Here is a 14,870-nt window from a genome sequence, read left to right as displayed (position 1 = left end):
CATGACGGGCGGTGGGTTGCCCCATTCGGAGATCCCCGGATCGTCGCGTACTTACCGCTCCCCGAGGCATTTCGGTGTTCGTCCCGTCCTTCTTCGGCTCCTAGTGCCTAGGCATCCACCGTGCGCCCTTCCTACCTTAACCTTCTGGCTTGTGATCTGCGTCGAATCTCTTCGTCAGCTCCGTCGTCGCCGTCCTCACGTACGAAACCAGTACGCTCCGGCGCCTCCTTCTTCGCTTCCTCGATCTTCTCGCATCGGACAAGCCTTCTTCCGGCTTGTGTTCTCAGGATTCCTCCCGCTTCACAAACCTTCACCGATTTCTTCGCTTCTTGCCTGTATCCGGTTTTCAAGGAACGCTGAGGTTTCCCTCAAGAAAATTTCTTCCCCTTTCCCATGGGGTATGGTGGAGCTAAGCGGATTCGAACCGCTGACCCCCTGCTTGCAAGGCAGGTGCTCTCCCAGCTGAGCTATAGCCCCATATAGATGGTGGGCCTAAATGGACTCGAACCATCGACCTCACGCTTATCAGGCGTGCGCTCTAACCAGCTGAGCTATAGGCCCGTTTAAGCCTGGCAACGTCCTGCTCTCCCAGGGGGTCGCCCCCCAAGTACCCTCGGCGCTGAAGAGCTTAACTTCCGTGTTCGGGATGGGTACGGGTGTGTCCTCTTCGCCATCGTCACCAGACTTCGTTTTTTTGTAAGGGGGTTTCCCTCAAAACCGAACAGAAACTTCCCCTGTGAGGCGTTCTCCATAGAAAGGAGGTGATCCATCCGCACCTTCCGGTACGGATACCTTGTTACGACTTCACCCCAATCATCGGCCCCACCTTAGGCGCCTGAGCGACTTCGGGTGTTTCCGACTCTCGTGGTGTGACGGGCGGTGTGTACAAGGCCCGGGAACGGATTCACCGCGGCATGCTGATCCGCGATTACTAGCGATTCCGACTTCATGCAGGCGAGTTGCAGCCTGCAATCCGAACTACGACCGGCTTTTTGGGTTCCGCTCCGGATCGCTCCTTCGCCTCCCTCTGTACCGGCCATTGTAGCACGTGTGTAGCCCAGGACATAAGGGGCATGATGATTTGACGTCATCCCCACCTTCCTCCGCATCGTCTGCGGCAGTCAGCCTAGAGTGCCCAACTGAATGCTGGCAACTAAGCTCAAGGGTTGCGCTCGTTGCGGGACTTAACCCAACATCTCACGACACGAGCTGACGACAACCATGCACCACCTGTCTCCTCTGCCCCGAAGGGACGAAGTATCTCTACTCCCGTCAGAGGGATGTCAAGCCCTGGTAAGGTTCTTCGCGTTGCTTCGAATTAAACCACATGCTCCACCGCTTGTGCGGGCCCCCGTCAATTCCTTTGAGTTTCAGTCTTGCGACCGTACTCCCCAGGCGGAGTGCTTATTGTGTGTACTGCGGCACGAAGGGCCTTGAAACCCCTCACACCTAGCACTCATCGTTTACGGCGTGGACTACCAGGGTATCTAATCCTGTTTGCTCCCCACGCTTTCGCGCCTCAGCGTCAGTTCTAGGCCAGAAAGCTGCCTTCGCCATCGGTATTCCTCCTGATCTCTACGCATTTCACCGCTACACCAGGAATTCCACTTCCCTCTCCTAGCCTCAAGTCCCCCAGTTTCCAATGACCTTCCGCGGTTAAGCCGCGGGCTTTCACATCAGACTTAAAGGACCGCCTGCGCGCGCTTTACGCCCAATCATTCCGGACAACGCTCGCCCCCTACGTATTACCGCGGCTGCTGGCACGTAGTTAGCCGGGGCTTTCTCGTTTGGTACCGTCACCTAAGGGGCCTACCCTTTCCCTTCTTCCCAAACAACAGAGTTTTACAACCCGAAGGCCTTCCTCACTCACGCGGCGTTGCTCGGTCAGGCTTTCGCCCATTGCCGAAGATTCCCTACTGCTGCCTCCCGTAGGAGTCTGGGCCGTCTCTCAGTCCCAGTGTGGCCGGTCACCCTCTCAGGTCGGCTACGCATCATCGCCTTGGTGGGCCGTTACCTCACCAACTAGCTAATGCGCCGCAGGCCCCTCCGTAATCGGGTCGCACCCTTTCCCTCCTCTCCCATGCGGAAAAGGAGCCTATCCGGGCTTAGCCTCGGTTTCCCCAGGTTATCCCGGTATTACGGGCAGGTTGCCTACGTGTTACTCACCCGTCCGCCACTGTCTAAAAGCGAGAGGCAAGCCTCTCACTTCTAAACCGTCCGACTTGCATGTATTAGGCACGCCGCCAGCGTTCGTCCTGAGCCAGGATCAAACTCTCCATATAAGAGGGTTCCGGAAGTTCCCTTCCTTCCCCCCTGCTCGAGTCTTCTTCCTCGACTCTCAATTCTTCTTGCTTTTATTCCTCACAGGCGTTTCTGTTCAGTTTTCAAGGAACCATCGCCTTTTATCGCGGCGACGAAGAGTAGTATATCATAATCTCCTATTATCGTCAATCACTATTTTTCTCCAACCCGCAGTTCCACTTTAAGCAGTTTGTGAGATTCCTTCTTCGTCGCGATTGGCGACAGGTAGTACTATAACACATGCGACAGAGGAAAGTAAAGTGGTAATTTGTGTCTTTCCTCTCCCCTTTTAAAGAGCATAGAAGCATGGACACCCGGTAGACAAAGAGACTTACTGCCCTTGGAATCGCATCAAGGGGAAGAGCAAAACATCCCGGATGGAAGGAGAATTGGTGAGGAGCATCACCAATCGATCCACTCCAATGCCTAAACCGCCGGTAGGGGGCATGCCGATTTCCAAAGCTTCAAGAAAATCTTCATCCATCATATGGGCTTCTTCATTTCCCGCTTCTCTTTCTTTAAGCTGCTCCAAAAACCGTTGTCTCTGGTCGATTGGATCATTTAATTCGGAGAAGGCATTGGCGTGTTCCCGACCTACGATAAAGAGCTCGAAACGATCCGTAAAGCGGGGATCCTTTTCGTTCTTTTTCGCAAGAGGTGAAATCTCCACCGGGTGCCCATAGACAAAGACCGGTTGAATCAAGGTATGTTCCACTTTTTGTTCAAAGAATTCGTTCACGATATGGCCAAAGGTCATTCTCTCCTCAACCTCTACGCCATACTCCCTAGCAAGGCGGTGAGCCTCTTCATCACTCATCTTGTTCCAGAAGTTTACGCCTGTCACTTCATGAATCAAATCCACCATGTGGGCTCTCTTCCAAGGCGTTGACAAATCTACCCAGTTTCCCTGATACTCTATTTGCAGCGTTCCTTTTACTTCATTGGTGATATAGGCAATCAAGTTTTCGGTTAGCGTCATAATATCATGGAAATCGGCATAGGCTTCGTAGAGTTCCAACATCGTGAACTCAGGATTGTGTCGGGTAGATATCCCTTCATTCCGATATACTCTGCCAATTTCGTATACTTTTTCCATCCCGCCTACGATGAGCCGCTTCAGGTGAAGCTCTATGGCGATGCGAAGAAACATTTGCATTTCCAACGCGTTATGATAGGTGATAAAAGGTCGGGCAGCCGCACCACCGGCTATGGCATGGAGCGTCGGCGTCTCTACTTCGATATACCCTTCCTTATCTAAGTATCGCCTCATCGCACTTACAATCCGGCTCCGGATTAGGAAGGTTTCCTTCACCTCCGGATTTACAATAAGGTCGATGTAACGCTTGCGATAACGGGTTTCTATATCCTTTAAACCGTGAAACTTGTCGGGGAGAGGGCGGAGGGATTTGGTGAGGAAAGTAAATTCATCCACTTTAATGGTCGTCTCTCCTGTCCTCGTCTTAAAAACCGTCCCCCTAACGCCTACGATATCTCCCAAATCGGAGAGGGTAAAGGCTTTGTACGCTGACTCTCCGACTCGATCAAGACGGACATAGATCTGAATCCGACCGGTCAGATCCTGTAGATGGGCAAAACCGGCTTTCCCTTGCACCCTCTTTGTCATGATCCGTCCGGCCACCGCAACTTCAATGGAGAGAGATTCTAATTCCTCATTCGCTTTTTCGTCATAGCGGGCATGAATCTGCCCAGCCCAGTCGGTCCGGTTAAATTTCTTTCCAAAAGGATCAATGCCCCACTCACGAAGGGTATCCAGTTTTTCTCTCCGTATGGTTTCAATTTCGTTCGCGTCCATTTCATTCATGAATGGGTCACCTCAATTGCTCTCTTTCATCATTCGTTGTTCTTCTGAATATCTAAAATTTCATAGCGAATCGTTCCTGCCGGAACTATAACTTCAACGATCGCTCCTTTCTTCTGTCCGAGAAGCGCCTCCCCTACGGGGGATTCGTTGGAGATCTTATTGGATAACGGATCCGATTCGGCCGATCCCACGATCGTGTACTCTATCTCTTCGTTAAATTCCAAATCCTTCACTCGGACAGTGGAGCCGATGGAGACCGTATCGGTTTGAACATCGTTGTCCGAGATGACTTTCACATTGCGAAGCATTTTCTCCAGGGTAATGATCCTACCTTCAATGAAGGCCTGTTCATTCTTCGCATCTTCATATTCGGAATTCTCGCTTAGGTCGCCGTAACCAATCGCAATCTTGATTCGTTCCGCCACCTCTTTCCGTTTAACGGTCTTCAAATACTCCAGTTCTTCTTCAAGCTTTTTTAAACCGGATGGTGTTAAGATCACTTCTTTTTCCGACATCCTCAATTCCCCCATATGCGTTGATTTGGCTGTGTTTTACATGTATATGTAGGCGATTTCACGATGATGAGAACAAACGACAAAGAATAGAGAAAGGCCAGTCACAAGTACTGGCAATTAAACGTTATTATATGGAATTAGGTCCCTCTTGTCAATCAGATTTTTATCATCTCTTCCATTTCTTCCAACTGTTTTACATAGCGAAGGAGAATTTCTTTCATCCCGGCCACTGTGCTCTCTTTGTTTATTTCCTCTTTCACTTCCGCCGATTTTTTTAGACCTTTTATATACCAAGCCGCATGTTTTCTCATCTCCGCTACTCCTACCCTCTCTCCCTTCCATGCGACGAGGCGATCTAAATGAAGAAGGGCTACCTCGATTTTTTCCCGGGGAGAAGGTTCAGGCAACAGCTCTCCGGTCTCCAGATAATGAACCGTCCGATACAGCATCCAGGGGTTCCCTAAAGCCCCCCTGCCGATCATGACTCCATCTACGCCTGTCTCATCAATCATCCGCCTGGCATCTTCCGGGGTAAAGACGTCACCGTTCCCGATCACCGGAATGGCGACCGCCTCTTTTACTCGACGAATCGTCTCCCAGTCCGCCTGCCCTTCATACTTTTGCATTCTGGTACGTCCGTGTACCGTCACAGCTTGTCCGCCTGCCCTTTCCACCGCTTGGGCATTCTCCACGGCGTAGAGATGATCCTCGTCCCATCCGGTCCTCATTTTTACCGTAACAGGTTTTTTGACCGCTTTCACTACAGCCGCCACCAGTTCCTCGATCTTCGGCGGGCTTAGAAGCCATACGGCCCCAGCGTCGATTTTATTAATCTTCGGAGCAGGGCATCCCATGTTTATGTCAATAATATCCGCGTCGGTGTATCGATCCACGTATTGAGCCGCTTTTACCAAAGTTTCCTTGTCACCGCCGAAAATTTGCAGGCTTAATGGATGTTCCTCCTCCTCTACATGCAGCATGGACAAGGTTTTTTCATTTCCATGGAGGATCGCTTTATCGCTTACCATTTCCGCACAGACCAATCCGGCGCCAAAGCGCTTGGCGATCACACGAAAAGCAGGGTTGCTCACGCCCGCCATGGGAGCCAAAACCACTTGATTATGGATTGTTACATTTCCTATGGTAAACATGCTTTCCTCCTTTCTCTCGTAACCTCGGCATCAAAAACGAAATACGCTTGAACGATCGGGGCGTTCCTGAAATGATTAAAAAACCGAAAGAGTATTTTTCACGCCCCTCATGGATTGGGTAGGAGGGAAACTCTCCTTACCCCTTCCTCACCAATCTCGTTTTTTATCTCATCAATGCTCTTCCCCAAATGGGGGAGAAGAAGTGTAGGTTCAAGTTCCCAGAGGGGAACGATGACAAAGGCCCTTTCGTGTAAACGAGGGTGGGGAACGATAAGATTCTCTTCGCAGATCAACCGATCTCCATAAAGCAAAAGATCTAAATCTAAAGTACGGGGACCGTTCTTCATGATCCTCACTCTCCCCAATTTCCTTTCCACCTCGAGAAGAAAAGAGAGGAGAGCATAGGGAGAAAGTGTGCTCCTGGCTTCAGCCACCATATTATAAAACAAGGGTTGTTCTAAGTATCCCACAGGATCCGTTTCGTACACCGATGAGATCCTGGAGATGGAAATCTCCCTATGAAGGCTAAGTAGGAGGAGCCCTTTCCCGAGGAAGCCTAAACGATCTCCTTGATTTGAACCAAAAGAAATATACACCTTTTCTCCAGCTTCATCCATGACGACGCCGCTCCATCACGATCCCTACCTCCCGATAGTGGCCTGGGATGGGAGGATTGGGCTTTCTTATCTCCAATCGGACTTCATCGATCCTTTCGTTTCGCCCAAAGATTCGGTCGCAAATCCTCTCTGCCAGGGTTTCAAGAAGCTTACAAGGCTTCCCTTCCATCACCTCTTTCACATCTTTATAAAGTTCGGCATAATCTACCGTATTTTCCAGACGGTCGGTAAGCCCTGCCTCCCTCAAGGACAACGTGCACTCCACATCGACGATAAAAAGCTGGCCCAACTTGTTTTCTTCCGGAAAAACGCCATGGTAACCATAAAATTGCATACCCCGAATGAAGAGCTTATCCATGCCTCCACCCTCTTCTCACCATCGCATCTGTCATCCTTACAGCCCTGGCCACTTCCTTTACATCGTGTACCCGTACGATCTCTGCACCTTGTTCGATGCCATAGACGACAGTGGCAATCGTCCCCTCGATCCTCTCCTCTACCGGAAGATCAAGGGTTTTACCGATCATCGATTTCCTTGAAGTACCCAGGAGAATGGGATATCCCAGGGAGGAAAATTCCCGAAGATGATGCATCACCGTTAAATTTTCTTCATAATCCTTGGCAAATCCGATACCCGGGTCAATGATGATCTGTTCCTCTTTCCCCCCTGCCGCTAAAATCAAGTCGATGGAAACGCGGAGATCGTTCAGCATATCCGGAATAAGATCCCGATAATTTCTCGCTTTACGGTTATGCATGAGGATGACCGGTGCTTTTGATTCAGCGACCACCACAGGCATATGGGGGTCTCCCTTCGCTCCCCATACATCGTTGATGATGTGGGCACCCGCCTCGATGGCCTTCTTGGCTACGGCCGCTTTATATGTATCGATGGAAATCGGCAGGGAAATTCGCTTGCTCAGTTCTTCGATCACAGGGATAACCCTCTTTAATTCCTCTTCTTCCGCTACCTTTTCATAGCCTGGGCGTGTCGATTCTCCGCCGACATCGATAATATCCGCGCCTGCCTCCACCAACTCCTCGGCATGGGCGATTGCTTTTTCCAACGTGTTGTAACGCCCTCCGTCGGAAAAGGAATCGGGGGTTACATTAAGAATTCCCATAATAAGGGTTTTTTCCCCGATGATGAGGGGAGAAGCCCCATGGGGAAGCGGCATCTCCAGGATCCGGCCATACTCCTTCTCTTTTTGTAAAAGTTCCATCACCTCCACACTTAACCTCTTCAAGCCAAACGGTTGATTCTTTAATTTTTGAACCAGCTCCATATATTCGCCATTTCTCCCCATCAGTAAAGCATTGGTATGGGGAGAAAGGGAATCCTCCCCTTTATTCTCCAACAGGACCTCTCCGCCGCAAGATCGGAATTCCTCCTTTAACTTTATGGCCGCTTTCCACGGCAAATCTTGTACGAAAAGGAAGAAGAATTGCCCTTTTTGTAGCAAATTTTCTCGTTCTGCTTCTCCCTCCCCAAAGCGGGCAAAGATCTCACCGATCTCCTCCCTGTTCTTCGGGTAAAGATGAATGAGATTATATCGGTTCACCTGATCCCCCCCTTTATGCGCTAATTTTATTTATCCACTGATGCAATATCTTTTTGCCGTATTGAGTCAGAATCGATTCAGGGTGGAATTGAACCCCTTCAATAGGCAGTTGCTTATGCCTCACACCCATAATTTCACCCCGGTCGGTCCATGCGGTTACCTCCAAAACATCAGGAAGGCTCTGCTCTTCTCCAATGAGGGAGTGATAGCGGGCGGCCGGAAAGGGAGACGGAAGCCCTTCATAAATCCCCTTTCCATGATGATAGATCTCCGATGTTTTTCCATGCATGAGGCGGGGTGCAGGGATGATTCTCCCTCCAAACGCTTGTATGATCGCCTGATGCCCTAAACAAACCCCCAAAATGGGATACTCCTTCCCCAAATGAAGAACCACTTCAAGGCTGATTCCTGCTTCATTCGGCGTACAAGGTCCCGGGGAGATCAGGATCGCCTCGGGATTTCTCTCCTTAATCTCTGCGATAGTGATCCGGTCATTCCTGGCCACTTCCACCTGTTTGCCCAACTCACCCAAATATTGCACCAAATTAAACGTGAAGGAGTCATAATTATCAATCACGAAAATCATCTGCTCTTCTCCTCTCTGCTCAGCTCAATTTATATCTTTCCGCCATTTTATAATAAATGGAGAATTCGTCAAGAGGTCTCGTTCCATTCTCGGCTTTTTATCACCTCTTCCACCTTGGCGACAGGAATCACATAACGCTCACGGCAAAAATGACAGAGGATTTCCGGTTCTTCTCCTTTTTCTACGTATTCCTTTAGCACTTCTGTCCCTAAACTGCTGAGAGCGGCGAGGGATTTTTCATAGGAGCAACCACAATGGAAGCGAATCGGTTGCTCATGAAGGATACGGACCTCTCGCCCGACCACCTCTTTTAACATCTCCTCGGGGGTTAGCCCCTTTTCCACCATCCCGGAAACGGAGGGGATGATCTTTAGACGCTCTTCTAAGGTGTTTATCGCCTCCTCCTCTGCTTCCGGCATCACTTGAAGGATAAATCCGCCTGAAGCAAGAATGGAATGATCGGGATTCACCAGTACCCCTAATCCTACGGCAGAAGGAGTCTGCTCGGAGGTGGCGAAATAGTAGGTAAAATCCTCGGCAATCTCGCCGGAGATGATGGGTGAGCTGCCGCGATAAGGTTCCTGAAGGCCTAAATCCTTAACTACATAAAGGGTTCCTTCCTTACCCACCGCTCTCGCCACGTCCAGTTTCCCTTGCTCATTGAGTGGAAAATGAACATGAGGGTTGGTAGCATACCCCCTCACTTCTCCCTTGGCGTTGGCATCGACGACGATTCGCCCGATTGGGCCATTGCCGTGGATCGAAATGGTCAACCTCTCTTTCCCTTTTAACATGGCTCCCATCATGGCACCGGCACTAATCGTTCTACCGACGGCCGCGCTAGCCGTTGCCCATAAATCCAAACGATTCGTTATCTCCTGAAGCGTTTCCGTGGTCCGGACGGCAAAAGCCCGGATCTGCCCATCAAATGCCGTCGCCCGCACCAAGTAATCTCCTTGTAACGCCATGTTTTACTCCTTTCCTTTTGCTTTTCGCTAAAAAAGCGAATATCCCATGCATCCATTCAAAAAGAGAAGGATTTCTTCCCCTTCTCATCTTCTCCATCTGAAATAACTCGATGATGATCACCTCATTATATCTTTCCACTCAGAGAGCGATTTCGATCATAAATGATCTTTAATCCTTTAAGGGTTAATGTGGAATCAACCACATCAATCGTCTCCGAATCGGAGCGAATTAATTCTGCCAGTCCGCCGGTTGCGATGACCTTGGGATCTTTCTTTACTTCTTTCTTTAGGCGGTTAACAATCCCATCTACCAGCCCCACATACCCATAATAAACCCCGGACTGCATCGCCATCACCGTATTTCTTCCAACGACCGACGCCGGCTTGGCGAACTCAATCTTAGGCAGCTTAGAGGCATTTTGATAAAGGGCCTCCATCGAGATGTGAATCCCCGGAGTAATGGCTCCCCCAAGATAGATTCCTTCATCATTAACCAGACAGAATGTGGTGGCTGTTCCAAAGTCAACGATAATGAGCGGGGGGCCATATTCTTTAATGGCCGCAACCGCATTGACGATCCTGTCCGCCCCCACCTCTTGAGGATGATCCTGCCGTATCGTAAGGCCTATGTCCACTCCCTGGCCGACGAAAAGGGGAGGGTGATGGAAATATTTCTTCCCCAGTTGCTCCAGAGCGAACCTTAGGGGGGGGACGACGCTGGAGATCATCAATCCGTCAATTTGATGAAATCCAATCCCTACGCTATCAAAGAACATCTTAAGGTGCATGCCCAGCTCATCTTCCGTCTTATGCCGATCGGTAGCCATTCTCCATTGGTGAATCAATTGATCTTCTTTAAAAATGCCGATCACAATATTGGTATTTCCCACATCCATCACTAAGAGCATGTGAGCTCCCCCTCTTTCCAAATTCCATGCCTGATCTTTTTTATTATATCATCTAGAAAAGGCCATACACATTCCCGTCTCCGTCCACATTCATATGAATGGCGGCCGGTTCCTTGGGCAGGCCGGGCATGGTTAAGATATCTCCGGTAAAAGCCACGAGGAATCCCGCCCCCAAGGAGGCCTTCAACTCCCGTACCGTGATGGTAAAGCCTTTCGGCCTCCCCAGTAACTTCGGGCGATCGGAAAGGGAGTATTGGGTTTTAGCCATGCAGATCGGCAGTTTATCCCATCCCTGCTCTTTAAAAAAGCGGATCTGCTTTTTGGCTTCATCGGTAAACTCCACCCCGTCTGCACCGTAAGCCTCCCTGGCGATGGACCCAATCTTCTCTTCAATCCCTTGATCCACCGAATAGAGCGGACGAAAGGAATGCTTCCCTTTTTCCACCGTCTCCACCACGAGGCGGGCCAATTCTGCACCCCCCTCCCCTCCCTTCTCCCATACCTCGGTTAGGGCGACCGGGAGATGCTCCCTTCTGCATAGATCAAATAGCTCTTCGATCTCCCCCTCATGATCGTGAATGAAGCGATTGATCGCCACGACGGGAGGAAGGCCGACACGCCGGATTGTACCTACATGTTTCTTTAAATTTTCAAACCCGATCTTTACAGCAAGCCGATTTTCTTCCCCCAATCGCTCTTTAGGCACCCCTCCATGCATCTTAAGGGCTCGCAGTGTAGCCACGACGACCACGGCAGCCGGGGTAAAGTTCCCCTTTCGGGAAGTGATGTGAAAGAATTTCTCCGCGCCAAGATCTGCTCCAAACCCCGCCTCCGTTACGGCGTATTCCCCTAGTTTGAGGGCCATTTTCGTAGCCAAGATGCTGTTGGTTCCGTGGGCAATATTGGCGAATGGTCCTCCGTGAATAAAGGCCGGTGTATTCTCCATGGTCTGAACCAGATTCGGCATGAGGGCATCCTTTAACAAAAGGGCCATGGCTCCTTCCGCTTTAAGATCCCTTGCGAATACAGGCTGATTCTCATAGGTGTAACCAATAAGCATTTTCCCCAACGATTCTTTCAAATCCTCGATGTTTTCGGAGAGAGTAAGGATGGCCATCACTTCGGAGGCAACGGAGATATCAAATCCGTCTTCCCGAGGCACTCCGTTTTTCTTTCCCCCGAGACCGATGACGATCTCTCTTAAGGAGCGGTCATTCATATCCATAACCCTCCTCCAGAGGATACGCCGGGGGTCGAGATGAAGTTCGTTCCCTTGGTGAAGATGATTATCCATCAAGGCCGCTAATAAATTATGGGCGGTAGTAACGGCATGAAAATCCCCGGTAAAATGAAGATTGATCTCCTCCATGGGAACCACCTGTGAGTACCCTCCTCCGGCCGCCCCACCCTTTAACCCAAAAACAGGGCCCAATGAAGGCTCCCTCAGCGCGATCACCGCTTTTTTTCCAATTCGGTTCATCGCCTGACCTAATCCTACCGTTACGGTTGTCTTTCCCTCTCCAGCCGGGGTTGGATTGATGGAGGTAACGAGAACGAGATGTCCATCCGGCCTATCCTGAAGTCTCTTTAAAAGTGAAAGGTGGATCTTCGCTTTATATTTTCCGTAAAGTTCTATCTCGTCTTCATTAATCCCCCATCCCGAAGCGATTTCTGTAATCGGTTTCATTTTCGCGCTTCTGGCAATCTCGATATCTGTGGGGATCTTTTCCGTTATGGCACTCATGCATCGACCCTCTCTCTCAAAAAATGAATTTCACAGGGGTAACCCGGTTCATTGATCCGATTCATAAAAAGGTTTCCCCACGGGGATTTCTTTTTCCGGAGATCGATCCTTCGAGATAAAGAGGGAAGAAGGGATGGCTACGCCATCCCTTCTGCTTCTCCTTTTAGAATCACCCGTACATTCGTCGGGGATACCTCTTCCACGATGATATCATCGTTTTCCGTTCGCCCCTTTTCCAAAAGGCTACGGATCTGTGCACTCGTTAAAGTCTCTACCTTCAGCAGAGTTTGGGCAATCGTCTCCAATTTTATCCGTTTTTCGTTCATCAGTACTTTGCAGCGATCATATTGTTCCCGAATGATCCGTTGAATCTCCAAATCGATCTCATACGCGATGGCATCGCTGTAGTTCTGTTCATGTCCAATATCTCTGCCTAAAAAAACCTCCCCCTGCCTGCGACCAAATTGGAGGGGGCCTAACTTCTCGCTCATCCCAAACTCCATCACCATACGGCGGGCAATAGTTGTCGCCTGCTGAAAATCATTATAGGCTCCGGTACTCACATCCCCAAAGACGATCTCCTCCGCAACACGTCCTCCCAAAAGGGTTGTGATACGATCCAGAAGATAATTTTTCGTAGGGAAAGCGGAATCTTCCTTCGGCAGAGGAACGGTATATCCCCCCGCCGCTCCTCGGGGAACCACGGTTACTTTATGCACCTCATCCCCGTGTTCAACATAAAATCCGGCGATCACGTGACCCGATTCATGATAAGCTACCCGGGTTTTCTCCTTTTCGCTGATGATTCGGCTTGTCTTTGCCGGTCCGGCAATAACCCGATCAATGGCTTCATCGATTTCCGCCATCTCGATCATTTTTTTATTGCGACGGGCTGCAAGAAGAGCCGCCTCGTTTAGGAGGTTCTCCAGATCTGCCCCCGTGAATCCGGGCGTGCGGCGCGCGATGGTCTTCAAATCGACGTCAGGCCCCAGCGGTTTATTGCGGGCATGAACTTTAAGCACCTCTTCCCTGCCCCTCACATCCGGTCGATCAACCGTAATCTGACGGTCAAAGCGTCCTGGGCGGAGAAGAGCCGGATCGAGGATGTCCGGACGGTTGGTGGCGGCGATAATGATAATCCCTTCATGGGCACTGAAGCCGTCCATTTCTACGAGGAGTTGGTTTAATGTCTGTTCCCGTTCATCATGTCCTCCCCCGAGACCTGCCCCACGTTGGCGACCTACCGCATCAATCTCATCGATAAAGATGATGCAAGGGGCATTTTTCTTCGCAGTCTCGAACAGATCCCGAACCCTGGAGGCGCCCACCCCAACGAACATCTCCACGAAATCGGAGCCGCTGATCGAGAAGAAGGGAACGCCCGCTTCCCCTGCTACCGCCCGGGCGAGGAGCGTTTTCCCGGTACCGGGCGGTCCGTTTAAGAGAACACCCTTCGGAATTCGTGCTCCGAGCGCCGCAAATTTGCGGGGATCTTTCAGAAATTCCACAATTTCTACCAATTCCTCTTTCTCCTCATCAGCCCCCGCGACATCCTTAAACGTTACTTTCTTCTTCTCATCATTATAGAGACGGGCCCGGCTTTTGCCAAAGTTCATTACCTTGCTGCCGCCGCCTTGCGCCTGGTTCAGCAAGAAAAAGAAGAGAACGGCCATAAGAATGAATGGGATGATGGACGTGAGGAAAGTGAGCCAGAGTGAACCCTCTTTTGCCCTGTCGTTGTACACGACAAGATGGTTCTGGTCAATTTTTTGATCGATCAAATTAAAGACTTGTTCGGTATAAAGAGGTGCCCGTGTGATGAACATCTCCTCTTTCCCCGGAGCAGACTTCAATTGACCTTCTATATAGAGCGTTCCGCTATCCTGTCTCATCCTTAAGGATTGGATCTGATCCTCGATTAAGTATTTTCTAAATTCGCTGTAGGGGATCTCCGCCGTCGGTTTTCCCTGTCCTGCGACGAGTTGGACGATTCCCACCACAACAAGGATGATGATCAGATAAAAAGCGGTGTTGCGGAACATCTTGTTCATTTCTTACCTCCTCTCAGGTCAAAAGACACATATTTTATTCTAGCATAACGTGGAGAAATAAGGCAATCCCTTCATTTCTCGGCGTATACTTCCGGTTTTAATATGCCAATGAATGGGAGATTCCGGTACTGTTCGGCGTAATCCAATCCATACCCGACCACAAACTCATCGGGTACTTCGAAACCGATATAGTCCGGTTTAAGGTCCACGTGGCGGCGTTTCGGCTTATCAAGGAGAGTAACCACCTTTAAGGAGCGGGGATTTCTTCTTTTTAACAAATCTACGATATAATTTAAAGTAAGTCCACTGTCGATCACGTCTTCCACGATGAGAAGGTGTCTTCCCGATATATCATAATCTAAATCCTTAATAATCTTTACCACACCCGAAGAGCGGGTGGAAAGTCCGTAACTCGATACCACCATGTAATCCATTTCCAGATAAACATCCATCCTCTTCGTCAGATCAGACATAAAGGGGGCCGCCCCCTTCAAAATGGCAATAACCAGGGGGTTTTTATCCCGATATTCTTCGCTCAAGATTTCACCCAGTTCCCGTATTCGCTTGTCAATCGCCTCCTCCGGGATTAGGATTTCCTTGATGTCCTCAAAAATTCCGCTCATATAACCATTCTTCCTCCTCATA

Annotated in this window: 13 protein-coding genes, 2 tRNA genes and 2 rRNA genes; all 17 read right to left on the bottom strand. The window is 49.9% G+C overall.

Annotated features, from left to right (window positions below; translation table 11 throughout):
- Positions 1–131: 131 nt before the first annotated feature.
- A complete protein-coding gene (locus THEAE_RS0119025; RefSeq protein ID WP_028988500.1) occupies positions 132–350 on the bottom strand; it encodes a hypothetical protein in 219 nt (72 codons plus the stop codon).
- 51 nt (positions 351–401) lie between these two features.
- Positions 402–477 (bottom strand) — tRNA-Ala (locus THEAE_RS0119020).
- A gap of 7 nt (positions 478–484) precedes the next feature.
- Positions 485–561, bottom strand: a tRNA-Ile gene (locus THEAE_RS0119015).
- 6 nt (positions 562–567) lie between these two features.
- Positions 568–684 (bottom strand): 5S ribosomal RNA (rrf, locus tag THEAE_RS0119010).
- A gap of 70 nt (positions 685–754) precedes the next feature.
- Positions 755–2,282 (bottom strand): 16S ribosomal RNA (locus tag THEAE_RS0119005).
- A gap of 350 nt (positions 2,283–2,632) precedes the next feature.
- Positions 2,633–4,123 carry a lysine--tRNA ligase gene (lysS, locus tag THEAE_RS0119000; protein WP_005583099.1) on the bottom strand — a complete coding sequence of 497 codons (1,491 nt, stop codon included), beginning with the start codon at positions 4,121–4,123 and terminating at the stop codon, positions 2,633–2,635.
- 29 nt (positions 4,124–4,152) lie between these two features.
- Positions 4,153–4,638 carry a transcription elongation factor GreA gene (greA, locus tag THEAE_RS0118995; RefSeq protein ID WP_005583100.1) on the bottom strand — a complete coding sequence of 162 codons (486 nt, stop codon included), beginning with the start codon at positions 4,636–4,638 and terminating at the stop codon, positions 4,153–4,155.
- A 155-nt stretch (positions 4,639–4,793) separates the two neighbouring features.
- The gene (dusB, locus tag THEAE_RS0118990; protein WP_028988499.1) at positions 4,794–5,789 is read right to left on the bottom strand and encodes a tRNA dihydrouridine synthase DusB; all 996 of its coding nucleotides are present in this window, start codon (positions 5,787–5,789) and stop codon (positions 4,794–4,796) included.
- 107 nt (positions 5,790–5,896) lie between these two features.
- On the bottom strand, positions 5,897–6,406 hold the full coding sequence (gene folK / locus THEAE_RS0118985) for a 2-amino-4-hydroxy-6-hydroxymethyldihydropteridine diphosphokinase (protein ID WP_028988498.1): 510 nt from the start codon (positions 6,404–6,406) through the stop codon (positions 5,897–5,899).
- Positions 6,399–6,764 carry a dihydroneopterin aldolase gene (folB, locus tag THEAE_RS0118980; protein ID WP_028988497.1) on the bottom strand — a complete coding sequence of 122 codons (366 nt, stop codon included), beginning with the start codon at positions 6,762–6,764 and terminating at the stop codon, positions 6,399–6,401. The genes folK and folB overlap by 8 nt, the downstream gene beginning before the upstream one ends.
- Positions 6,757–7,968: a dihydropteroate synthase gene (gene folP, locus THEAE_RS0118975; protein ID WP_005583107.1), complete on the bottom strand. Its 1,212-nt coding sequence runs from the start codon at positions 7,966–7,968 to the stop codon at positions 6,757–6,759. The genes folB and folP overlap by 8 nt, the downstream gene beginning before the upstream one ends.
- A 13-nt stretch (positions 7,969–7,981) precedes the next feature.
- Positions 7,982–8,554 (bottom strand): anthranilate synthase component II, encoded by a 573-nt coding sequence (locus THEAE_RS0118970; protein WP_028988496.1) that lies wholly within the window; start codon positions 8,552–8,554, stop codon positions 7,982–7,984.
- Positions 8,555–8,622: 68 nt separating this feature from the next.
- Positions 8,623–9,522, bottom strand: a complete 900-nt coding sequence (hslO, locus tag THEAE_RS0118965) for an Hsp33 family molecular chaperone HslO (RefSeq protein WP_028988495.1) — start codon at positions 9,520–9,522, stop codon at positions 8,623–8,625.
- Between the two features lie 125 nt (positions 9,523–9,647).
- Complete coding sequence (locus THEAE_RS0118960; protein WP_028988494.1) at positions 9,648–10,430, bottom strand: type III pantothenate kinase; 783 nt, start codon at positions 10,428–10,430, stop codon at positions 9,648–9,650.
- Positions 10,431–10,482: 52 nt separating this feature from the next.
- Positions 10,483–12,174, bottom strand: coding sequence for a formate--tetrahydrofolate ligase (locus THEAE_RS0118955; RefSeq protein WP_039944575.1), 1,692 nt, complete (start codon positions 12,172–12,174; stop codon positions 10,483–10,485).
- 137 nt (positions 12,175–12,311) lie between these two features.
- Positions 12,312–14,225 carry an ATP-dependent zinc metalloprotease FtsH gene (ftsH, locus tag THEAE_RS0118950; RefSeq protein ID WP_005583113.1) on the bottom strand — a complete coding sequence of 638 codons (1,914 nt, stop codon included), beginning with the start codon at positions 14,223–14,225 and terminating at the stop codon, positions 12,312–12,314.
- A 71-nt stretch (positions 14,226–14,296) separates the two neighbouring features.
- Positions 14,297–14,848 carry a hypoxanthine phosphoribosyltransferase gene (gene hpt / locus THEAE_RS0118945; protein ID WP_039944573.1) on the bottom strand — a complete coding sequence of 184 codons (552 nt, stop codon included), beginning with the start codon at positions 14,846–14,848 and terminating at the stop codon, positions 14,297–14,299.
- Between the last annotated feature and the right edge of the window lie 22 nt (positions 14,849–14,870).

The organism is Thermicanus aegyptius DSM 12793 (genome assembly GCF_000510645.1).
GTDB lineage: Bacteria > Bacillota > Bacilli > Thermicanales > Thermicanaceae > Thermicanus > Thermicanus aegyptius.
This window is presented reverse-complemented; position numbering and strand designations above follow the sequence as displayed.

Coding starts and splice junctions, on each gene's coding strand:
- lysS (WP_005583099.1), bottom strand. CDS start 4,123: ATGAATGAAATGGACGCGAACGAAATTGAAACCATACGGAGAGAAAAA.
- hslO (WP_028988495.1), bottom strand. CDS start 9,522: ATGGCGTTACAAGGAGATTACTTGGTGCGGGCGACGGCATTTGATGGG.
- THEAE_RS0118970 (WP_028988496.1), bottom strand. CDS start 8,554: ATGATTTTCGTGATTGATAATTATGACTCCTTCACGTTTAATTTGGTG.
- ftsH (WP_005583113.1), bottom strand. CDS start 14,225: ATGAACAAGATGTTCCGCAACACCGCTTTTTATCTGATCATCATCCTT.
- THEAE_RS0118955 (WP_039944575.1), bottom strand. CDS start 12,174: ATGAGTGCCATAACGGAAAAGATCCCCACAGATATCGAGATTGCCAGA.
- folB (WP_028988497.1), bottom strand. CDS start 6,764: ATGGATAAGCTCTTCATTCGGGGTATGCAATTTTATGGTTACCATGGC.
- dusB (WP_028988499.1), bottom strand. CDS start 5,789: ATGTTTACCATAGGAAATGTAACAATCCATAATCAAGTGGTTTTGGCT.
- THEAE_RS0118960 (WP_028988494.1), bottom strand. CDS start 10,430: ATGCTCTTAGTGATGGATGTGGGAAATACCAATATTGTGATCGGCATT.
- folK (WP_028988498.1), bottom strand. CDS start 6,406: ATGGATGAAGCTGGAGAAAAGGTGTATATTTCTTTTGGTTCAAATCAA.
- hpt (WP_039944573.1), bottom strand. CDS start 14,848: ATGAGCGGAATTTTTGAGGACATCAAGGAAATCCTAATCCCGGAGGAG.
- greA (WP_005583100.1), bottom strand. CDS start 4,638: ATGTCGGAAAAAGAAGTGATCTTAACACCATCCGGTTTAAAAAAGCTT.